Raw genomic sequence first — 21,336 nt, 5'->3', positions numbered from 1 at the left:
GTCCGCACCCGGCACCGGCCCCGGTCGGCGACAGCCGACCGGGGCCTCGCCGCTCCCGAGCGCCGACTGCGGGTGATCAAGACCTGAGACACAGTCATTCAGTAGACTGACCAGATGATTGATGCCGAACGATAAGTGCTCGTAGGCGGCGAGACGGGGTCCGGAGGTGAGGCCGAGCAGGGCCTGCGGCACCGCGAGGACGACCGGCCCGGCGTCGCCCCGTCGGGCGCGACACCAGGCCCGGGGCACCGCGAAGCCAGATATGACGATTCGATCAACAGATCGTCTGTCTTCGCATAGAGTGCGGTGCCGAGGGAGTCCGGATCAGGCGTCACAACCGATCTTTGGGCTCCCTCCCTTCATGTCCTGCGCGCCACGAGCCCTTGGTGCCGAACATCCAGTGCGGAGCGTCAGCGGTAAGCGATCATGAGTTACTCGACCGGGGGAAAGGTCCATCTGCTGTGGTGAATGTGCTGTCGGTCACGGACAGCCCTGAACGCATCTCCTCCGTCCGCTGCGACGAGTCGCACGGACTACTGCGCGCGGTGGACCGGCTGGCGGCCGGTCAGGGCGGTGTGATCGAACTGATCGGTTGCCCCGGTGCCGGAAAGAGCAGACTGCTCGGCCCCATGACCGCGGCGGCCAGAGCCCGCGGCATCACCGTCCTCGACGGTCGCTGCTCCCCCACCGAACGGCACTACCCGCTGGCCGTCTTCACCCGGGCCCTGGCGGGGGTGATGACCCCGGAGAAGCTGGCCGAACTCTCTCCCGGGCACGCCTCGCTGCTGCGCGCGGCGCTCTGCGCCCAACTCGGCCCCGACGCCAGGCGACCGGCGCCGCTCGGCGCCTCCCAGGCCGTACGCGCCCTGCTGGAACGTTCCGCCGGCGACGGCGGGCTGCTCCTGGTCCTCGACGACTTCCACTGGGCCGATCCGCAGTCCCTCGAACTCGCCGACCACCTCGTCCGGTTGACCGCCCCCGCGCCCGTCCTGCTGGTCATCGTCCACCGGCCGAGACAAGCCCACGCCCCGCTCCTGGGCACCCTGGCCCAGGGCGTCGCGTCGGGGCAGGTGGAGCGGATCGAACTCGGTGCGCTCACCCTCCGCCAGGCCGCCTCGCTGCTCGACGTACCGCCCGACACCGGCTGGCTGCCCGCCGTCTTCCACGAGAGCCAGGGCAACCCCCTCTGCCTGCTCGTACTCGGCGAGACCGCGCCGCTCAATCCGCTGCTCGGCACCAGGCTGCTCACCGGACGGCTGGCCCCGCTGGCCGCCGAACTCGCCCTGCTCGACCCCGCCGAGCGGCTGGTCGCCGAGTCCGGCGCGGTCCTCGGCGACCGCTTCAGCTGGGAGGAGCTGTCCGCCGTCTCCGAGCTGCCCGCCCCCGAACTCACCACCGTCGTCACCGAACTGATCGACGTCGACGTCCTGCGCCCGCTGCGCGGCTCCACCTCGCTGCTCACCTTCCGGCACACCGTGCTGCGCCGGATGCTGCACGACCAGGCCGACCACTGCTGGCGCGCCCGCGCGCACCGCCGGGCGCTCACCGTACTCAGCCGCCGGACCGCCTCCGCCGCCGAGCGCGCCATCCACATCGAGCTGTCCGCCGGCAGCTTCACCCACGAGGACCTGGAGATCCTGGCGAAGGCCGGCGAGGAGGCCGTCCCGACCTCCCCCGTCGACGCCGCCCGCTGGCTGCTGCTGGCCCTCAAGGGGCTTCCCCCCAACGGTGAGTCACCGGGACGGCTGCTGGGCCTGATCCCCCCGCTCTCCAAGGCGCTGCGGGCCGCCGAGTACGGCTGCAAGAACGACACGCTGCAGCACCTGCTGACCCAGGGCACCCCCCTGCAGCCCACCGAGTCCTACCGTTCCGCGGTGCGGCTGTGCGCACTCGTCGACTGCCTGCACGGGCGCTACGAGGCGGCCGACGCCCTGCTGGCCGGCGAACTGGCCGCCCTCACCGCCACCGGAGTCCCCAACGGCGACCTGGTGGCCCGCTTCACCGTCTACCGGGGCGTCGTCGCCCTGCTGGGCCAGGGCCGGAACCTGCCGCGGCTGGCCGCCGAGGCGCTGCTGCGGGCCCGGACCGACGGGCATCCCACCACCCTCGCGGGCGCACTGGTGCTGCACGCGCTGGCCGAGCTGGGCGAGGGCCGCACCGAGGCCTGCCTGGCCTCGTACGACGCCGCCGTCCGGCAGATGGACGAGCTGCCGACCGCCGAGGCCTATCTGCACACCGAGTTCCTCGCCCTGCTCGGCTGCTGCGCCTTCGCGCTCGGCCGCCCGCGCGACGCGGAGTCCTTCTACGAGCGGGGCGTGGAGCTGACCTCGGACTGCTCGCACAACGCGATGCTGCCGGTCCTGCTGAGCGGCCTGGCGGAGGCCCAGCTGGCCCTGGGCCGGCCGGCGAGCGCGCGCCGCTCGGCGGCCCGGGCGGCGGACCTCGCGGGCTACCTGAACGCCGACCAGCTGCGCACCCACGCGCTCGCCCAGGAGGCGCTGTGCGTCACCTACGCCGAACCGCCGGGCAGCAGCCGGGCCTCGGCGCTGGCCGAGGAGGCGCTGCGGGCACTGCGGCCCGGGCCGGGCAGCCGGTACCGCTCCGCGGTGCTGACGCTGGCCGAGACGCTGCTGAAGCAGGGCAGCCCGGAGCGGTGCCTGAGCCTGCTGGTCGAGCTGGACTCCCCCGGGCTCACGGGGCTGTCCGTGCTGGACCGGGCCCGCCACTACGAGCTGCTGACCCGGGCGGCGGCCGCCGCCGGGGTCGAGGGCGGCGCCGACTGGGTCGAGGCGGCGGAGCACACCGCGCGGCTGATCGGGGCGCCGCACAGCTTCGCCTACGCGGCGATGGCCCGGGGCCACTTCCTGCTGCGGGACGACCGGGCCGACGAGGCCGTCGCCGCGTACCGGGAGGCGGAACGACTCTTCGACGGCTCCCACCTGCGGCTGCCGCAGCTGACCGCGCGGCTGCGCGCGGCCCGGGCGCTGGCCGCCGCCGGCCGCCTGGACCGGGCCGTGGCGCTGTCGGAGCGGATGAACGCGCTGGCCGAGCAGTGGGGGGTGCTGCTGTACGCCCGGACGAGCCCGGACCACACCTTCGAGGGCACCCTGGACCGCGGCTGCCACGCGCTGATGCCGGCGCCCGCCCCGCCGGCCGCGGACGACCTGGCCCTGCTGACCCAGCGGGAGCTGGAGGTGGCCCGGCTGGCCGGCACCGGCCAGCGCACCCGGGAGATCGCCGAGGCGCTCCAGGTGAGCCCGCGCACGGTGGAGGTCCACCTCTCCCGGATCTACCGGAAGCTGGAGGTCGGCTCGCGGGCCGAGCTGGCCAGGCTGATGGCCGTACGTATTTCCCCTGATGCCGTTACGTGATCCCTCTGAAAACATGAGGACAACGCGCCGGGCGGGGCATTCACGGCCCCGCCCGCCTCAATGAGCGCTTCACGGGGGCAAACGATATGGGTCAAAGTCAGGATTCCGGTCTTCACGTCTGGCAGGCTTCCGGGAGTTGTTCGCCCACGGGCCTCGCAGACGGCGAACCGATTGCCGTCGACGCCTTCCGCCGGGTATTCCGACGCCATCCGGCAGGTGTGGCCGTCATCACGGTTTCCGACGGGGCGAAGCCGGTCGGATTCACCGCCACCTCACTGGCGTCGCTGTCCTCCACGCCCCCGCTGATCTCCTTCGGCATCGGCCGCACCGCCTCCTCCTGGGCGGCGGTGTGCACGGCCGAGCACCTCGCGGTGCACCTGCTCGCCGAGGACCAGCAGGAGCTCGCGGCCACCTTCGCCCGCAGCGGCACCGACCGCTTCGCGCCGCCCACCACCTGGCGGCCGGGCCCGTACGGGGTGCCGCTGCTGGAGGACGTGCCCGCCGCACTGGTGTGCCGCAAGGTGTACGACCTGCCGGCCGGGGACCACACCCTGGTGATCGGTCAGCCGGTGCACGCGGTCGAGGGTGGCACAGCGCGGCCCCTGGTCTATCTCGACGGGCAATACGGCTCAGTGTCGCGCTGAGCCCAATCGGTCACGCGAATCCCCCCACGAAGGACAGACAATGCGATTCGAGATTCTGGGCAGCCTGCGAATGACCGACGGCGAGAACGTCTTCGGCATCAGCGCGCCCAAGGTGGAGTCCCTGCTCGCCGCTCTGCTGGTACGCGCGGACGACGTGGTGTCCACCGACCAGCTGTGCCACGAGATCTGGGGCGACGCACTGCCCCGCCGCGGCACGGCGACGCTGCACGTCTACATATCGCAGCTGCGCAAGCTGCTGAAGCGACCGGGGACGACGGCCACGCCGATCGTCACCCGCCACCCCGGCTACGTACTCCGGCTCGACGGACACAGCCTGGACTCGGACGACTTCCAGCGGCTGGTGCGACTGGGCCGGTCCGCGATCCGGGACGGCCGGTACGCGGAGGCCTCCACCCACTGCGACCAGGCCCTGTCCCTGTGGCGCGGGAGGGCGCTGGGCGAGTTGCGCGGCGGCGCGATCGTCGACGAGTTCGCCACCTGGGCCGAGGAGGCCCGGCTGGAGTGCGTCGAGATGCGCAACGAGGCGGATCTGATGCTGGGCCGGCACCGGGAACTGGTGGGCCCGCTGTACACGCTGGTGAAGAAGCACCCCCTGATCGAGGCCTTCCACCGGCAACTGATGCTGGCGCTCTACCGCTCGGACCGCCGGGCCGACGCGCTCCAGGTGTTCCACCGGGTGCGGTCGGTGCTGGACCGCGAGCTGGGCATCGCGCCCTGCCGCCAGCTGCACCAGCTGCACGACCAGATCCTGCTGGACAGCGGCCGGGGCGAGATGCGGCGGCCGATCACCCTGCGGGCGCCGGCAGCCGCCTAGGGCCCGTCCCGGACCGAGGGCTCCCTTCCTTCTCAACTGTAGGACGGACAGCTGGCGTTGAAAAGTGGGGACAGTCCCCATATTCTGTTCGCCATGACCTCCGAATTGGGAATCAAGCTCTCGGTCCTGGACACCGCCCCCGTCTGGCAGGGGTCCACGGCCTCGACCTCGCTGCGCAACTCCGTACGCCTCGCGCAGGCCGTGGAGCGGCTCGGCTACCACCGCTTCTGGCTGGCCGAGCACCACAACATGCCGTCGCTGTCGACCTCCTCGCCCGCCATCCTGGCCGGGCAGATCGCCGCCGCGACCACCCGCCTGCGGGTCGGCGCCGGCGGCGTCATGCTGCCCAACCACCCGCCACTGGTGGTGGCCGAGCAGTTCGGCACCCTCGCCGCCCTCAACCCCGACCGGATCGACCTCGGCCTCGGCCGGGCCCCGGGCACCGACCCGATCACCGCCCGTGCCCTGCGCCGCCAGACCGGACCGCTGGGCGCGGGCGACTTCCCCGCCCAGGTCCACGAGCTGCTGAACCACTTCGCCCCGCCCGGCGGCGCCCCGGCCGCGGCGGCCAGGCCCGGCCAGGTCACCGCCGTCCCGGCCGCCGAACTGTCGGTGCCGGTCTGGCTGCTCGGCTCAAGCGGCTACAGCGCCCAGCTCGCCGCGAGCCTGGGCCTGCCCTTCGCCTACGCCCACCACTTCTCGCCGCACGGCTCGGTGGCCGCGCTCCAGGCCTACCGCGCCGAGTTCCGCCCCTCGCAGTACCTCAGCGAGCCGTACTCGATGGTCGCCGTCTTCGGCGCGGTGGCCGAGGACGACCGCAGGGGCGAGCTGCTCAGCACGCCCCTGCGGATGATCACCGCCCAGTCGCTGCGCGGGACGAACCCGCTCTTCCCGCCGGTCGAGGAGGCCTCCTCCTTCGTCTGCGGGCCCCAGGAGCGCCTGGTGGTGGACCAGATGTTCGACGCCCAGATCTTCGGCGGGCCCGAGACCGTACGGCAGAAGGTCACCGAGTTCGTCCGGGCGACCGCCGTCGACGAGCTCATGATGCTCTCCGTGGTCCAGGACCACGAGGAGCGGGTGCGCTCCTACGAGCTGCTGGCCGAGCTGACCGGGCTCAAGCCGGACGAGTCCCTGGCCGGCTGAGCCGCCTCGGCCAGCAGCTCGAACGACCGGATCCGCGCCTGCAGGCCGAACACCGGTGTCGCCGCCAGGAGTTCGTCGAAGCCGACCTCGGCCCGGAACTCCGCGAGGCGGCGCCGGACGGTCTCCGGACCGCCGACCACCTGGGCGGCGAAGTGGCCCTCCAGATAGTCCTGCTGAGCTGACGTCAGGCTGTACCGGGCCGCCTGCTCAGGGGTGCGGAACAGGGTCAGCGGGTTGATCCGCCCCTCCACGTGGGCGACCCGGATCGGACCGGCGTGCCACTGCGCCTCCTCGTCCGTGTCCGCGGCCACCACCTGCGAGGACACCGCCACGTACGGCTGCGCCAGCCGTTCCGAGGGCTGGAACTCCGCCCGGTAGCGGGCCACCGAGGCCGCCGTCCCGGCCGGGTTGAGGTGGTGCGCGAAGGCGTACGGGAGGCCCAGGCGGGCCGCCAGCGAGGCGCTGGACTCGCTGGTGCCCAGCAGCCAGACCGGCACCGGGCGCTGCGGCGGCGGGGAGACCGCGACCGCGGGGCGCTCACCTTCCCCGGACGGCGTCAGGTAGTCGACCAGCTCGACGAGTTGCTCTCCGAAGGAGCCGGCGTGGGCCGGGTCCCCGGTGCGGCGCAGCGCCCGGGCGGTGGCCGGCTCCCCGCCCGGCGCCCGGCCGACCCCGAGGTCGATCCGGTCCGGGTGGAACACGTCGAGGGTGGCGAACTGCTCCGCCACCACCAGCGGCGTGTGGTTGGGCAGCATCACGCCGCCCGAGCCCACCCGCAGGGTGGAGGTGACGGCGGCCAGCTGCCCGATCAGCACCGGCGGGGTGGAGGTGCCGAAGGCGGGCATGTTGTGGTGCTCGGCCAGCCAGTAGCGGCGGTAGCCGAGGCGCTCCACGGCGGGCGCCAGCTCCAGGAGTTGATGCAGCGAGTCGGCCGCCTGGACGCCGTACCAGACGGGCACGGTGTCCAGGACGGACAGGATCGGACCGGCAGTGTCGTTCATGTGCGGCTCTCCATCGTCGTTCGGGTGGTACGTTCCGGCAGTCAGCGGTGGGGCGCCCGGAGTCGGGCGCGGGCTGTCAGGGGCGAGTCGGTTCCAGCGGCGGGATCGCCTCCAGCAGGTGGGCGGTCCACGGGTCCTTCGGGGCGGTGAAGACCTCCTGGGTGGCCCCGGTCTCGACGATGCGGCCCGCCCGCATCACCGCGACCCGGTCACTCATCCGTCGCACCACCGCGAGGTCGTGGGAGATGAACAGCAGCGCCACCCCGAGGCGGCGCTGGGCCTCGGCGAACACGTCGAGCACCTGGGCCTGGACGGAGACGTCCAGCGCCGAGACCGGTTCGTCGCAGACGATCACCTCCGGTTCGGGGGCGAGCGCCCGGGCGATCGCGACCCGCTGGCGCTGGCCGCCGGACAGCTGCCGGGGCCGGCGCTCCAGCAGGCCCTCGTCCAGCCCCACCAGCGCGAGCAGTTCGGCGATCCGCGCCCGGTGGCGGCGGGCGGCCCGGCGGCCGGGTGCTCCCAGGGCCTCGGCGACGATGCGCTCCACCGTCCAGCGCGGGTCGAAGGACGACAGCGGGTCCTGCTGCACCAGCTGGATCCGCCCGCGCAGCGCCGCGCGGGCCGCCTCGCCGCGCCCGGACCACGGCTGCCCGAGCAGGGTCACCTGCCCGGCGTCCGGTTCCAGCAGGCCGAGCACCGTCTGGCCGAGCGTGGTCTTGCCCGAGCCGGACTCGCCGAGGACGCCGAGGGTCTCGCCCTCGCGCAGTTCCAGCGAGACCGCGTCCAGCGCGGTGACCGTACCGGCCCGGCGGCCGCCGGTGGCGGGGTAGGCCTTGGTCAGCCCCTCGGCGCGCAGCACCACCCGCTCGCCGACCCGCGCCGTCGCCTCGGCCGGGCGGCAGCCGGTGGGCACGGAGTCGAGCAGCATCCGGGTGTACGGGTGCCGGGGCGCGGCCAGCAGCTCCCCGGTGGGCCCGGTCTCGACGATCCGGCCGGCGCGCATCACCGCGATCCGGTCGGCCAGCCTGGCCACCGCGGAGAGGTCGTGACTGATCAGCAGGACCGCCATGCCGGTGGCCCGGCGCTCGGCGAGCAGGTCGAGGATCTGCGCCCGTACGGAGGGGTCGAGGGCGGTGGTCGGCTCGTCGGCGATCAGCACCCGGGGAGCGGCGGCGATCCCGGCGGCGATCAGCGCCCGCTGGCGCTGGCCGCCGGACAGCTGGTGCGGGAACTGCCGGGCCCGCAGCTCGGGTTCGGGGACGGTCACCTCCCGCAGCAGGTCCACGGCGCGCTGCGGGCGGTCCCGGCGGGTGCCGACGCCGTGGACGGCGAGCGGCTCGGCGACCTCGTCGCCGACCCGGCGCAGCGGGTCGAGGGACACCAGGGCGTCCTGGGAGACCAGTCCGATCCCGGCGCCGCGCAGTCGCCGCCACTCGCGGGCGCCGAGGGTGCGCAGGTCCTGTCCGCCGTAGTCGAGGCGGCGCGCGGTGACGCTCGCCCCGGGGCCGGTCAGTCCGACCAGGGCGCGGGCGGTGAGGGTCTTTCCGGAGCCGGACTCCCCGACCAGGGCGAGGCACTCGCCGGACCGCAGGTCGAGGTCGACGCCGTGGACGACGTCGGTGCGCCGGCGGCCGTGGCCGAAGGAGATCCTCAGGTCCTCGACGGTGAGCAGCGGGGCGGTTCGGTCAGGCGCGGTCACGGCCGTCCCTTCCGTCCAGTCGCCGCTGGAGGCCCCGGCCGACGACCGTCACGGCGACGACCGTGAGGGTGATGGCGAGTCCGGGGAAGACGGCGACGGACCAGGCGGTGTCGAGGTGGTCGCGGCCCTCGGAGAGCATGCTGCCCCACTCGGGCGCGGGTGGCTTCGGGCCGAGCCCGAGGAAGCTGAGCGTGGAGCCCGAGATGATCGCGCTGCCGGTGTTGACGGTGGCCAGGACCAGCAGCGGCGGCAGGGCGTTGGGCAGGACGTGCCGCAGCAGGATGTCCGCGCGGCCGCGGCCCATGACCACGGCCGCCCGTACGTAGTCGCCGGCGCGCACGGCGAGTGCCTGGCCGCGGGCCAGGCGCAGGAAGCCGGGCAGCAGCGAGGCGCCGATGGCCAGGGTGGCGTTGGCGCTGCCGGGGCCGAGCAGGGTGACCACGACGAGGGAGAGCATCAGGCCGGGGAAGGCCATCAGGACGTCGGTGAGGCGGGACAGCACCCGGTCGACGGCGCGGCCGGCGGTGGCGGCGAGCACCCCGAGCAGCGCCCCGCCGACCAGGGCGAGGGCGGTGGCGCCGAGGCCGATCAGCAACGAGGCGCCGGCGCCGTGCACGATCCGGCTGAACAGGTCGCGGCCGAGCTGGTCGGTGCCCAGCCAGTGGGTCCGGCTCGGTCCGCTCAGCGCGTCGGCGGGGTCGATGGCCTGCGGGTCCTGGCCGGCGAGCAGGTCGGGGGCCAGGGCGGCGAGCAGCACCAGCGCGAGCAGGGCCCAGGCGAGCGCCGTCCCGGCCCCGGTGCGGGGCAGGCGGGCGAGCGGGCGGCGGCGGGTGGCGGGCGCCGCGGCCCCGACCGGCAGTCGGCTGGTGGTCATCCGGTGCTCCTCTCGGCGATCCGGGGGTCGATCACCCGGTACAGCACGTCGACGGCCACGTTGATCAGCGCGAAGACCGTCGCGGACAGCAGCACGACCCCGGTGACCACCGGCAGGTCGCGGCCCTGGACGGCGGTGGCGGTGAGCTGGCCGAGCCCCTGGCGGCTGAACACGGTCTCGACCACGACGGCGCCGCCGAACAGGGCTCCGGCGGCCCAGCCCGCGAGGGTGACCAGCGGGATCAGGCCGTGGCGCAGCGCGTGCCGCAGCCGGACCGCCAGCTCGGCGCCGCCCCGGGCCCGGGCGGTGAGGACGAAGGGCTGGTCGAGGACGCGTTCGAGCTCCTCACGGAGCACCTGGGTGAACACCCCGGCCATGCCCACGGCGAGCGTGACGGCGGGCAGCACCAGGCCGGAGATCCCGCCTCCGCCCATCGCGGGGAACCAGCGCAGCCGGAAGGACAGCAGGGCCAGCAGCACCGCTCCGATCCCGAAGGCGGGGCTGGAGGCGGCGAACAGCTCCAGCGCGGAGGACAGCCGCCGGGCCCGCGGCCGGTCGGCGGTGAGCACGGCGGCGGCGAGGGCGAGCAGCAGCGCCAGCACGAAGGCGGCGACGGCGAGTTGGAGGGTCGGCCAGAGCTGGCCGCCGATCACCTGGCCCACCGGCTGCTGGAGTTGGTAGGACTCGCCGAGGTCGCCGGTGAGCAGGCGGCCCATGAAGCGCCCGTACTGCACCACCAGTGGCTGGTCGAGAGCGAGTTCGCGGCGCACCTGGGCGACGAGTTCGGGGGTCGGGTTGGTGGAGCCGAGCACGCTGCGGACCGGGTCGCCGGGCAGCAGCCGGAACGCGAAGAACACGGCGTGAGCGGCGCCGAGGACGACCAGCGCGGCCAGGACGAGGCGGCGCAGCAGCCAGCGCAGCGGGGCGGTCACGGGGTCATCCCTCCAGCCGGGCGTCGTAGAAGCGCGGGTACGCCTGGGCGTCGAAGGTGACGCCGCGCACCCGGTCGGCGGCACCGACCAGGGTGGTGGGGGCGTAGACGGGCAGGGCGTAGGCCTGCTGCTGGATCCGGAGCTGGGCCTGGCCGTCGAGGGCGTCGCGCCGGGCCGGGTCGGAGGTGGCGGAGGCTTCCCGGAGCCAGGCGTCCAGTTCGGGGTCGGACACGCCGAAGGCGTTGGACCCGCCCTTGTCCGCGGTCTGGTCGGAGGCGAAGTAGGTGCGCATGACGTCGGGGTCGGCGCGGTTCCAGCTGAAGGCGAGGATGTCGGCGTCGCGGGAGAGCGCCTTCTTCAGGTAGGTGCCGGGTTCGTGGGCGGTGAGGCGGATCTCGATGCCGGCCCGGCGGGCGTCGGCCTGGATGCCCTGGGCGAGCAGGACGCGCTGGTCGCGCATCAGGCTGGTCATGTACGGCCACTCGATGCTCAGGCGCCTGCCGTCGCGGGTGCGGTAGCCGTCGCCGTCGCGTCCGGTCCAGCCGGCCGCGTCGAGCAGGGCGGCGGCCCGTCCGGGGTCGTACGGGGTGGCGCCCTCGACGGCCCGGTTGTAGCCGGGGGTGGCCGGGGACAGGACGCCCCAGGCCCGTTGGTGGCGGCCGGAGTAGAGGGCGCGCACCAGGTCGTCGTAGCGGACGGCGTACTGGAGGGCCTGGCGGACCCGTAGGTCGTCCAGCGGCGCGCGGCCCGGGTTGAGCAGCAGCAGGTAGGGCGCGCCGGGCTGCGGGGCCTGGAGGAAGCGGAAGCCGTCGGCGTGCGCGAGTCGGCTGATGCTGCCGGGCGGGATGGCGGCGGCGATGTCGACCTGGCCGGAGCTCAGCGCGCCGAAGCGGGAGGCGGCTTCGGGGACGAACTCCACGGTGAGTCCCTCGGCGCGGGCGGGGCCGGTGCGGCCGGCGTCCTCGGGGGCCCACTGGTAGGCGGGGTTGCGGTCGAGGACGACCCGGCGGTTGCGGGCCCAGTCGGTGAACACGAACGGGCCGCTGCCGACCGGGTGCCCGCAGGTGCGGCCCTGGTCGGCGCGCAGCGCGGTGGGCGACTGGATGCCGAAGACGGCGGTGGACAGCAGCTGGAGCAGCGGCGGGTACGGCCTGGTCAGGGCGATCCGCGCGGTGTACGGGTCGACCACGGTGGTGTCCCGGTACATGGAGATCAGCCCGGCCGCGTACTGGGACTTGGTCTCGGGGGCGACGGTGTGGTCCAGGGTGGCCTTGACGGCGTCGGCGGTCAGTGGGGTGCCGTCGTGGAAGCGGACGTCCTCGCGCAGCCGGAAGGTGTACTCCAGGCCGTCGTCGGAGACCTGCCAGGAGGTGGCGAGCCAGGGCCGGAGCCGGCCGTCGGCGTCGGTGGACACCAGCGAGTCGAAGATGTTCCGGTCGATCACGGCGGTGATGTCGTACGGGCTGACCTGCGGGTCGAGGCAGTCCGGCTGGGAGTCGACGGCGTAGACGATCCGCCCGCCCCCGGCACCGGAGCGGGCTCCGGTGCCGGGGGCGCAGGCGGTGGCGGCGACGAGCAGGGCCAGGAGGGCGGCCGGACGGGCGCGTCGGGCGCGGCCGGGGTGGCGTCTCATGCCGGGTCGGCCTCCGTCTCCTCCTCCTGCAGGGTGATCGCGGCGGCCGGACAGAGCCGGGCGGCCTGGTCGAGCCGGTCGCGGTCGGCGGCGGGGGCGGTGCCGTCGGTGAGCAGGGCGACGATGCCGTCCTCGTCCTGGTCGAACACCTCGGGGACGGTGAGCACGCACTGGCCCGCCCCGACGCAGCGCCTGGGGTCGGCGACGATCCGCACGGCGCTCACCAGGCCACGGGGAGTTCGTAGATGCCCTGGACGCCGCTCTGCGCGGGCTTGATCTCGACCTGCTCGGGCGGCACCGCCAGCCGCAGCCCCGGGATCCGGGTGAACAGCGTGGTGAGCGCGCTCTCCATCTCGGCCCGGGCCAGGTTCTGGCCGATGCACTGGTGGACGCCGAAGCCGAAGCCGAGGTGGTGGCGGGCGCCGCGGGCCAGGTCCAGCTCGTCGGGGCGCTCGAAGGCCGCCGGGTCGCGGTTGATCTCGGCGGTGGAGAGCATCACGCTGTCGCCCGCGCGCAGGGTGACGCCACCGACGGTGATGTCCTCGGCGGCGATGCGCATGGCGACGTCGCCGATCGACAGGTAGCGCAGCAGTTCCTCGACGGCGAGCGCGCCGCCGGCCGGGTCGGCGCGGAAGGCGGCCAGCTGCTCGGGGTTCTGCAACAGGGTGAAGGTGCTGAGGGTGATCATGCTGGCGGTGGTCTCGTGACCGGCCATCAGCAGGATGACGCCGAGCCGGATGACGTCGTCGCGCGAGATCGTTCCGCCGGCGAGGTCACGGGAGACCAGGGTGTCCAGCAGGCCGTCGCCGGGCGCCTTCTCCTTCTCCTTGCGCTCCACCAGGGAGGTCAGGTAGTCACGCAGGCTCATCAGGGCCCCGGTGGCCTGTTCCTCCGAGACCTGGGGGGAGACCAGCGCCGCCGACTGCGCCTCGAAGTAGTCGTGGTCCTCGTAGGGCACCCCGAGGATGCCGCAGATGGTGTACGAGGACAGCGGCAGCGCCAGCGCGCTGAGGATGTCGGCCGGCGGCCCCTGCTCCAGGATCGCGTCGACGAGTTCGACCGAGCGGCGCTGGATCCCCTCGCCGAGCTCGCGGGTGCGGCGCACCGAGAACGAGGAGATCAGCCGCCGCCGGTAGGAGGCGTGCTCCTCGCCGTCCATGCCGACCAGGATGGTCGCCTTCTGGATGGCCTTGCGCCGGGGGCTGGGCGAGGGGAAGTCCGGGCGGCTCCAGTCGGAGGACAGCCGCGGATCGATCAGCAGGGCGCGGGCCTCCGTGTGGCCGAGCACCACCCAGGTCGGCCGGCCGTCGTACAGCCTGGCCCGCACCACCGGTCCCTCGGCGCGGCGCAGGTCGCGGTAGCCCGGCGGCGGCTGGTAGGGGCAGTGCCGCTGTTGCGGGAAGTCGGGCAGCGACGCGGGGTCGTCGGTGAGACTCACAGCGATGGGGTGGGACATGTCCTGAACTCCTGCGAGCGGCGGCGTACGGGGTCCCGGCCAGGCTGTGCCGGTGGGCTTTCGGGCCTCTAAAGCAGCTCTTTCGCCCGCTCGTCGGCGGTGTCCCGCGGTCTTTTCGGCGGTGTCCCGCGGTCTTTAGAGCGCGCTAAGGGGCCCTTAGGCCCGAATGCCGAGATTGGCGCCCATGCAGATATCCGCCATCGCACGCGAACGGCGCCACACGCTCCTGTTCCTCGACGAGATCCGCCCGTTCTCACCGGTGCACCTGGACACCGAGGTCGACATGTCGGGGGTGCTCGCCCACCGGGAGGAGCACCGCGACGAGCGTCGGCTGTCGGTGGTCACCTACGTGCTGCACGCGGCCGCCCGGGTGCTGGCCGCGCACCCGGAGGCGAACGCGGCGATCAGGGGACGGCTGCGGCCCCGGGTGGCCCGCTACGGCGAGGTGGCCGGGAAGGTGACGCTGGACAAGCGGATCGGCGGGCGCCGGGTGGTCGTCTCGGCGGTGCTGCCCGACCTCCAGCGGGCCGAACTGCCCGACATCCAGTACCAGTTGGAGCGCTACCGGGACGGCGACCCGGTGTCGATGCCGGAGTTCGCGCCGATGCTGCTGCTGCAGCGGCTGCCGGGCCCGATCGCCCGCGCCGCCTACCACCGGGCGGTGCGCTCGCTGGTCCGTCACCCCCGCTTCTTCGGGACCTTCGCGGTCACCTCGCTCGGCCACCGTGCGGTGGACGGCTTCCACTCGGTGGGCGGCACCACGCTCACCTTCGGGATCGGCCGCATCACCGACCGCGCCGTGGTCCGGGACGGCGAGGTGACCGGCGCCCCGGTGATGCGGCTCAACCTTACCTTCGACCACCGGGTGATCGACGGCGCGGAAGCCGCCGACGTCCTCACCGAGGTCAAGGACCTGCTGGAGGGCTACTCCGCCGAGAAGGAGAAGGAGACGGCATGAACGACGTCACCGAGCTGAGGCGGTTCGTGGAGGTCCACGCCCGGATCCTCGGCATCCCGCAGGACGCGTCGCGCCGGGTGCTGGGCCGGATCGGGCACGACCTGGACGGCGAACCCGGCTCCTGGGCCCGGGAGTGGACGGCCGCCGGCACCGTCGAGGAGCGCGCCGGGCGGGAGCTGTCGGCCGGACGGTTCTTCAACATCGCCCGCTTCCCGTACGTGGACGGCCCGGCGCGGGCCGAGGCCCAGGAGCTGACGGTCACCTCCTTCGACCGCTGGCGGCTCGGGCAGCGGGCCGGCATCCAACGGCTGGACCTGGAGCTGTCCGGTGGCCGGGTGCGCTGCTGGGCGGCCGGGCTCGACCCGGCGGGATCGGGCGAGCTGCCCCCGCTGCTGCTGTTCAGCGGCGGCATCGTCAGCGTCAAGGAGCAGTTCGGCCCGATCCTGGCCCGGGCCGCCCGGCTGGGCGTGGCCGCCGTGGCCACCGAGATGCCCGGCGTCGGCGAGAACACCTGGCGCTACACGGCCGACAGCCACCGGATGGTCAGCGAGCTGCTGGACGCCCTGAAGGGGCGCGCCGACGTCACCCGCAGCTACGCGGTGATGATGAGCTTCAGTGGCCATCTCGCCCTGCGCGCCGCGCTGGAGGACAAGCGCGTGCGCGGGATCGTCACCGCCGGCGCCCCGGTCCGCGACTTCTTCGCCGATCCCGACTGGCGGCCGCGGATCCCCCGGGTCACCGTCGACACCCTGGCCCACCTCACCGGCCTGGAGCCGGGATCGGTCCTCGGGCACATCGCCGACTGGGGCCTGAGCGAAGCGGAACTGGCCCGCCTGGACGTGCCGTTGGCGTACATCGCGAGCGAGCGCGACGAGATCATCCCGCCCGGCGACCGGCTGCTGCTGGAACGTCACGTACGCGGACTGCGCCTGCTGGCCCACGACGACGTGCACGGCTCCCCCGGTCACGTCGCCGAGTCCCGGCTGTGGAGCCTGCGCTCGGCCCTGGAGATGATCGGCGGCCACGGCCCGCAGCGGGCGGTGCTCGGCGCGGCCCTGGCCCTGCTGCGCGGCCGCGGGCGAATGCCGGTCCTGGGCGGCCCCCGGAACGGAGAGGGCAGGTGAGCGCCGTGACCACCGACCGCCCGCTGCGCTTCCTGGTGTCGGCGATCGACCCGGAGGCGGACTGGCCGGGCATCGCCGCCGAGGCCGAGCGGCTGGACTACGACCTGCTCGCCACCACCGACCACCTCGGCATGCCCGCGCCGTTCCCCTCCCTGGTGGCCGCCGCCGCGGCCACCACCCGGCTGCGGGTGGCCACCTACCTGACCAACACCGCGCTGTGGGACCCGGAGGTCCTGGCCCGGGAGGTCGCCGGGACGGACCGGATCACCGGCGGTCGCCTGGAGGTGGGCCTGCACTCCGGGCAGACCGCCAGCGCCCGGACCGCCCACCTGGACGCGACGCAGAAGCTCACCCGTCTCACGGACGCCGTCGAGACGCTCCAGCGACTGCTGCCCGACCCCGACCACCGGCCCCGGCCGCTCCAGCACCCCCGGCCTCCGCTGCTCCTCGCCGCCGACGACCCGGCCGAGCTCGAACTCGCCGTCCACCACGCCGACACCGTCTGCTTCATCGGCGCCTCGCTGCTGCCCGGCGGCGGCCTCGTCCTGCACTCCCCCGAGGAGATCGCGCGGCGGGTGGCGTCCGTACGGGAGCGGGCGGCACAGCTGGGCCGGGACCCGGAGCTGAACATCGCCGTCAAGCGGATCATCGTCACCGGCGACCGGCGCGCGGCCGCCGAGGCGCTGCGGGAGTCCGGCTTCGCCGCCCACCTGTCGGTGGCCGAACTGCTGGAGCTGCCCACGCTGCTGATCGGCACCCACCGGCAGATCGCCGAGCAGGTCCGCGCGCACCGCGAGCGGTACGGGCTGACCTCCTTCGCGTTGCTCGCCCCCGCCATGCACGACTTCGCCCCCGTGATCCCCCTGCTGCGGAAAGGATGACCCCGTGACCGCCACTGCCGCCCCGGACCACCCCGAGAGCGCCGCGGACCCCGTCGTCGTGGTGGGCGCCGGCCCCACCGGGCTGATGCTGGCCTGCGAGCTCGCCCTGGCGAAGGTGCGCACCGTGGTCCTCGACCGCCGCACCGAACCCGCCGAACACGCCCCCGGACAGGCCGTCAACGCGGCCGTGATGCAACTGCTCGACCAGCGCGGCCTCGGCGACCGGCTGCGCGAGCAGGGCATGCCGCTCCCGGGCGCCCACTTCTCGCTGATCTGGCTGCACCCCGAGCTGCTGGATCCGCAGCCCGTCCGCGGACTGCTGGTCCCGCAGAACCGGCTGGAGGCGCTGTTGGAGCGGCGCGCCCGCGAGCTCGGGGTCGAGCTGCGGCGCGGCCAGGAAGTGACCGGGCTGGACACCGGCACCGGGGACGGCCCGGTGACGCTGCGGCTGCGCGGCGCGGACGGCCGGGAGGGCGAGCTGACCGCCTCCTATCTGGTCGGCGCCGACGGCACGCAGAGCGCGGTGCGGCGCCTCGCCGGCATCCCCTTCCCCGGCAGCGGGTGGACCGTCGCGGGCAGCGTCGGCGACGTCGAGGTCGACCTCGCCCAGCTGGCCCCCAACCACCTGGGCGCGCACTACGTGGACTCCGGCGGGGTCTACTCGGGCGCCCCGGCCGGCCCCGACCTGCTGCGGGTGATCACCACCGGTCTCGGCCCGGCCGCCGGCTCCGACGGCCCGGTCGGGCTTCCCGAACTCCAGTCCGACATCAAGGAGTTGACCGGGCGGGAGCTGCCCGCGCGCGGACTGCGCTGGGCCGAGCGGTTCACCAGTGTGAGCGGCAACGCCGAACGCTACCGCCACGGCCGGGTGCTGCTGGCCGGCGACGCCGCACACTCGTTCTTCCCGCTCGGCGGGCTGCGGCTGAGCACCTGCCTCCAGGACGCCGTCAACCTCGGCTGGAAGCTGGCCGCCCAGGTCAACGGCTGGGCCCCGCCCGGGCTGCTGGACAGCTACCACGACGAACGGCACCCGGAGGGCGAACGCGCCCGGGCCGCCTTGGACGCCCAGCTCGCCCTGATGGAGCCGCCCGGGCGCACCGCCGGGGTACGCGCGCTGGTGACCCGGCTGGCCGGTCTCGAGGAGGTCAACCGCCACCTGGTCGAACTGGTCACCGGCGTCGACGTGCGCTACGCCGTCACCGCGCCGGGCGCGGACGACGGGCAGGACACCCACCCGCTGATCGGGCGGCGGATCCCCGACCCCGCGCCGCTGCCCCACGACGGCAGGGGCCTCCTGCTGGTGCCCGAGGGCACGGACGGGCTCCCGCTCACCGACCTCGCGGCCGGCTGGGCCGACCGGGTGGCCACCGCCGTCGCGCCGGACGGGGTCCCCGCCCCGGCGCTGGTGCGCCCCGACGGCCACGTGGTGTGGACGACGGGCGCGGGCGAGCCGGCGGCGGCCCTGGCGCGGTGGTTCGGCGAGCCGAGCTGAGCGGGCCGGAACACGAAGGAGCGGCGCGGACCGAGGGGTCCGCGCCGCTCCTTCGTCGTCGCCCCGTCACACCACCTCGAGGACGAACCCGGCCTTGAGCCACTTGCTGGACTCCACCGACACCCCCAGCACCCGGTCGCCCTCGGCCAGCTGCGGCAGCGTCCGCTCCAGCTGGAAGAACGGCATGGCGTTGCCGGTGTTGGCGATGCGGTCGACCAGGCTGACCTCCTCCGCCGTCGGCATCCCCAGGGAGTCCACGATCCGCTGGGTCATCCGCCCCGACAGCTGCGGCGGCAGCAGGTAGTCGACGTCGGTCGGCTCCCAGCCGAGGTCGCCGAGCAGCTCCTCCGCGATCTCCCGCGACATCACCGGCACGGACTGCTCGATCGCCTTGTAGTCCTCCTTGATGTACGCGCGGTCCGTCGCGTCGCGGTCCAGGGCGCCGGTCCACTCCACGATCTGGCCCGGCGCCCGGTCGAGGCCGGTCAGCCGGTTGAGCACCCGTCGGATCACCGGGGTGCCCGGCGCGGGCTCCGTGCTCAGCACGGCCGCCCCCGCGCCGTCGCCGAACAGCACGAAGTTCACCAACTCCGCGGAGTCCAGCTTCGCGAGGTCGACACCGGGGTCGAAGTGCCGGGAGCACAGCTCGCCACCGATCACCAGCGCGGTCCGCTCCTCGCCCGCGAGCAGGAGTTTGCGGCCCACCTCCAGGGCCTGGAACGCGCCCGCGCAGCCGGACTGGAGCTGGTAGGTCGGCACACCGTTGATGCCGAGCCGGTCCGCCACCAGGTTGACCGTGGCGGGCATCAGCTGGTCCGGAGTCGCCGTGCCGAGAACGAGCAGGTCGACGTCGTCCGGGCCGAGGCCGGCCGCGTCCAGGGCCCGCGCGGCGGCTTCGGTGCTCAGGTCCGCGAGCGAGGAGCGCAGCTTTCCGGTGGCCAGGTCGACCGAGAGGTGGCGGGCGCGGGTACCGACGAACGCGTCGACCCACTGCTCCCACACGGGGTCCATGCCGAAGTGGCGGGCCAGGCCCGCGTTGTCCAGCGGATCGCCGGGCAGCGCGCTGCCGGCCGACAGGATGTGAACGTCCGAGGCTTCCATGCCGGTCACCCTCGACCGCCCGGCTAAAGGCCCCCTTCGGTCAGTCTTCGCCCGCCCGTCCCGCGGACGGGGGCGGGCCCGGCGGCGACGCCCGCCCCGCCCCTCCGGCTTTAGACCACGCTAAGCAGCCCGCAAGCACGTTCGGCGACGTTGCCGAGCACGACCGTCTGGTACTTGCGAGGGATGGGTTCATGGCCACCAACGAAGCGAAGCTCCGGGACTACCTCAAGCGGGTCACCACCGACCTGCAGCAGACCCGGCAACGGCTGACCGACGCCCAGGCAGCGGCCCACGAGCCGATCGCCGTCGTCGGCATCGGCTGCCGCTTCCCGGGTGACGTCCGCAGCCCCGAGCAGCTGTGGCGCCTGCTGGAGGCCGGCGGCGACGCGGTGGGTGACTTCCCCGAGGGCCGCGGCTGGGACCTGGACACCCTGCACGTGCCCGACCCGGAGGCCGAGGCGCCCGCCAGTACCTACGTCGCCAAGGGCGGGTTCCTGTACGACGCCGACCGGTTCGACGCCGAGTTCTTCGGCATCAGCCCGCGCGAGGCCGAGGCCATGGAGCCGCAGCAGCGCGTGCTCCTGGAGACGGTCTGGGAGGCACTGGAACGGTCGACCATCGACCCGGACTCGCTGCGTGGCAGCGACACCGGCGTGTTCGTCGGGGCCATCGCCCAGGACTACGCCAGGCCCGAGGAGGTCCGCCCCGAGCTGGAGGGCTACCTGGTCACCAACACCTCCAGCGTCGCGTCCGGCCGGATCGCCTACACCCTGGGGTTGGAAGGCCCGGCGCTGACCATCGACACGGCCTGCTCCTCCTCGCTGGTGGCCCTGCACCTCGGCGTGCAGTCGCTGCGCCAGGGCGAGTGCGCACTCGCCCTGGCGGGCGGCATCACCGTGATGTCCTCCCCCGTACTGTTCACCGAGTTCAGCAAGCAGCGCGGCCTCGCCCCGGACGGCCGCTGCAAGGCCTTCTCCGACGAAGCCGACGGCACCGGCTTCAGCGAGGGCGTGGGCCTCCTCGTCCTGGAGCGGCTCTCGGACGCCCGCCGCAACGGCCACCCGGTGCTGGCGGTCATCCGCGGCAGCGCCGTCAACCAGGACGGCGCCAGCAACGGTCTCACCGCACCCAACGGCCCCAGCCAGGAACGCGTCATCCAGCAGGCGCTCGCCAACGGCCTGCTCACCGCCGACCAGGTGGACGCGGTCGAGGCGCACGGCACCGGCACCTCGCTCGGCGATCCGATCGAGGCCCAGGCGCTCCTCAACACCTACGGACGCGGGCACGACGCCGAACACCCGCTCTGGCTCGGCTCGATCAAGTCCAACATCGGGCACACCCAGGCGGCGGCGGGCGTCGCGGGCGTGATCAAGATGGTCATGGCGATGCGGCACGGCGTCCTGCCGCGCACCCTGCACGCCGAGCAGCCGACCAGCCACGTCGACTGGTCCGACGGCACGATGCGGCTGCTCAGCGAGGCACGGCCCTGGGACGTCGAGGACGAGCGACCGCGCCGGGCCGCCGTGTCCTCGTTCGGCATCAGCGGCACCAACGCCCACCTCATCCTGGAGCAGGCCGACACCGAATCCGACCACGAGGACACCGAACTCACCGCACTGCCCTGGCAGTTGTCGGCGAAGTCGGCACCGGCACTGCGCGAACAGGCACAGCAGCTGGCGGAGCACCTGGAGCAGCAGCCGGAGGCGAACACCGTCGCGGCCGCGCACACCCTCGCCGCGCGCACCCGCTTCGACCACCGCGCGGTCGTCAGCGCGACGGACCGCGACGGCGTGCTCGCCGCACTGCGGGCACTGGCCGAGGACACCGAGGCCCCCGGCCTCGTCACCGGCACCGTCCGGCCCGGCAAGACGGCGTTCCTGCTCACCGGACAGGGCAGCCAGCGCCACGGCATGGGACGCGAACTCTACGAGGCCGTACCGGCGTTCGCTGCCTCGCTCGACGAGACGGCCCGCCTGTTCACCCCTCACCTCGACCGCCCGCTGACCGACGTCCTCTGGGGCGACGACGTCGACCTCATCCACCAGACCGCGTACACCCAGGCCGCACTGTTCACCCTGCAGACCGCCCTCTACCGGGCCCTCGAACAGCACGGCATCACCCCCGACTACCTCATCGGCCACTCCATCGGCGAAGTCACCGCCGCCCACCTCGCCGGCGTCCTCTCCCTCGAA

General features: G+C 73.9%; 17 protein-coding genes. 9 read left to right on the top strand and 8 right to left on the bottom strand.

What is annotated here, in order from left to right; genetic code table 11:
• The first annotated feature begins 461 nt into the window (after window positions 1–461).
• The 4 genes from ACGF13_RS39805 to ACGF13_RS39790 all read left to right on the top strand — a co-directional run bounded on the left by ACGF13_RS39805 (window position 462) and on the right by ACGF13_RS39790 (window position 5,993).
• Entirely contained in the window at window positions 462–3,371 is a 2,910-nt protein-coding gene (locus ACGF13_RS39805; protein WP_392884499.1) for an AAA family ATPase, read from the top strand.
• 86 nt (window positions 3,372–3,457) lie between these two features.
• Complete coding sequence (locus tag ACGF13_RS39800; protein ID WP_392884498.1) at window positions 3,458–4,015, top strand: flavin reductase family protein; 558 nt, start codon at window positions 3,458–3,460, stop codon at window positions 4,013–4,015.
• Between the two features lie 40 nt (window positions 4,016–4,055).
• On the top strand, window positions 4,056–4,850 hold the full coding sequence (locus tag ACGF13_RS39795) for a BTAD domain-containing putative transcriptional regulator (RefSeq protein ID WP_392884497.1): 795 nt from the start codon (window positions 4,056–4,058) through the stop codon (window positions 4,848–4,850).
• A 93-nt stretch (window positions 4,851–4,943) separates the two neighbouring features.
• Window positions 4,944–5,993, top strand: coding sequence for an LLM class flavin-dependent oxidoreductase (locus ACGF13_RS39790; RefSeq protein WP_392884496.1), 1,050 nt, complete (start codon window positions 4,944–4,946; stop codon window positions 5,991–5,993).
• Here the strand turns inward: ACGF13_RS39790 and ACGF13_RS39785 are convergent.
• From ACGF13_RS39785 to ACGF13_RS39755, 7 genes are all read right to left on the bottom strand, one after another.
• Complete coding sequence (locus ACGF13_RS39785; RefSeq protein ID WP_392884495.1) at window positions 5,936–6,994, bottom strand: LLM class flavin-dependent oxidoreductase; 1,059 nt, start codon at window positions 6,992–6,994, stop codon at window positions 5,936–5,938. The genes ACGF13_RS39790 and ACGF13_RS39785 overlap by 58 nt on opposite strands.
• Window positions 6,995–7,070: 76 nt before the next feature.
• A complete protein-coding gene (locus ACGF13_RS39780) occupies window positions 7,071–8,693 on the bottom strand; it encodes a dipeptide ABC transporter ATP-binding protein (protein WP_392884494.1) in 1,623 nt (540 codons plus the stop codon).
• Complete coding sequence (locus ACGF13_RS39775) at window positions 8,680–9,567, bottom strand: ABC transporter permease (RefSeq protein ID WP_392884493.1); 888 nt, start codon at window positions 9,565–9,567, stop codon at window positions 8,680–8,682. The genes ACGF13_RS39780 and ACGF13_RS39775 overlap by 14 nt, the downstream gene beginning before the upstream one ends.
• Entirely contained in the window at window positions 9,564–10,499 is a 936-nt protein-coding gene (locus ACGF13_RS39770) for an ABC transporter permease (RefSeq protein ID WP_392884491.1), read from the bottom strand. The genes ACGF13_RS39775 and ACGF13_RS39770 overlap by 4 nt, the downstream gene beginning before the upstream one ends.
• Window positions 10,500–10,503: 4 nt before the next feature.
• On the bottom strand, window positions 10,504–12,132 hold the full coding sequence (locus ACGF13_RS39765; protein ID WP_392884490.1) for an ABC transporter substrate-binding protein: 1,629 nt from the start codon (window positions 12,130–12,132) through the stop codon (window positions 10,504–10,506).
• Complete coding sequence (locus tag ACGF13_RS39760) at window positions 12,129–12,347, bottom strand: ferredoxin (protein ID WP_392884502.1); 219 nt, start codon at window positions 12,345–12,347, stop codon at window positions 12,129–12,131. The genes ACGF13_RS39765 and ACGF13_RS39760 overlap by 4 nt, the downstream gene beginning before the upstream one ends.
• A 5-nt stretch (window positions 12,348–12,352) precedes the next feature.
• Entirely contained in the window at window positions 12,353–13,588 is a 1,236-nt protein-coding gene (locus tag ACGF13_RS39755; RefSeq protein WP_392884488.1) for a cytochrome P450, read from the bottom strand.
• Window positions 13,589–13,772: 184 nt separating this feature from the next.
• Here ACGF13_RS39755 and ACGF13_RS39750 point away from each other — a divergent pair, with 184 nt between their 5' ends.
• From ACGF13_RS39750 to ACGF13_RS39735, 4 genes are read left to right on the top strand one after another with little or no spacing between them, the layout of a single operon-like run.
• Window positions 13,773–14,546 (top strand): 2-oxo acid dehydrogenase subunit E2, encoded by a 774-nt coding sequence (locus ACGF13_RS39750; RefSeq protein ID WP_392884487.1) that lies wholly within the window; start codon window positions 13,773–13,775, stop codon window positions 14,544–14,546.
• Window positions 14,543–15,670 carry an alpha/beta hydrolase gene (locus ACGF13_RS39745; protein ID WP_392884486.1) on the top strand — a complete coding sequence of 376 codons (1,128 nt, stop codon included), beginning with the start codon at window positions 14,543–14,545 and terminating at the stop codon, window positions 15,668–15,670. Before ACGF13_RS39750 ends, ACGF13_RS39745 begins: the two co-directional genes overlap by 4 nt.
• Window positions 15,667–16,551 carry an LLM class flavin-dependent oxidoreductase gene (locus ACGF13_RS39740; protein WP_392884485.1) on the top strand — a complete coding sequence of 295 codons (885 nt, stop codon included), beginning with the start codon at window positions 15,667–15,669 and terminating at the stop codon, window positions 16,549–16,551. Before ACGF13_RS39745 ends, ACGF13_RS39740 begins: the two co-directional genes overlap by 4 nt.
• Before the next feature lie 4 nt (window positions 16,552–16,555).
• On the top strand, window positions 16,556–18,043 hold the full coding sequence (locus ACGF13_RS39735; protein ID WP_392884484.1) for an FAD-dependent monooxygenase: 1,488 nt from the start codon (window positions 16,556–16,558) through the stop codon (window positions 18,041–18,043).
• A gap of 66 nt (window positions 18,044–18,109) precedes the next feature.
• Here ACGF13_RS39735 and ACGF13_RS39730 read toward each other — a convergent pair whose 3' ends face one another.
• On the bottom strand, window positions 18,110–19,144 hold the full coding sequence (locus ACGF13_RS39730; RefSeq protein ID WP_392884482.1) for a 3-oxoacyl-ACP synthase III family protein: 1,035 nt from the start codon (window positions 19,142–19,144) through the stop codon (window positions 18,110–18,112).
• Window positions 19,145–19,335: 191 nt separating this feature from the next.
• Here ACGF13_RS39730 and ACGF13_RS39725 point away from each other — a divergent pair.
• On the top strand, window positions 19,336–21,336 hold a 2,001-nt coding region (locus ACGF13_RS39725; RefSeq protein ID WP_392884480.1), incomplete at its 3' end, for a type I polyketide synthase.

It is taken from the genome of Kitasatospora sp. NPDC048286, assembly GCF_043201735.1.
Classification (GTDB): Bacteria; Actinomycetota; Actinomycetes; order Streptomycetales; family Streptomycetaceae; genus Kitasatospora.
This window is presented reverse-complemented; position numbering and strand designations above follow the sequence as displayed.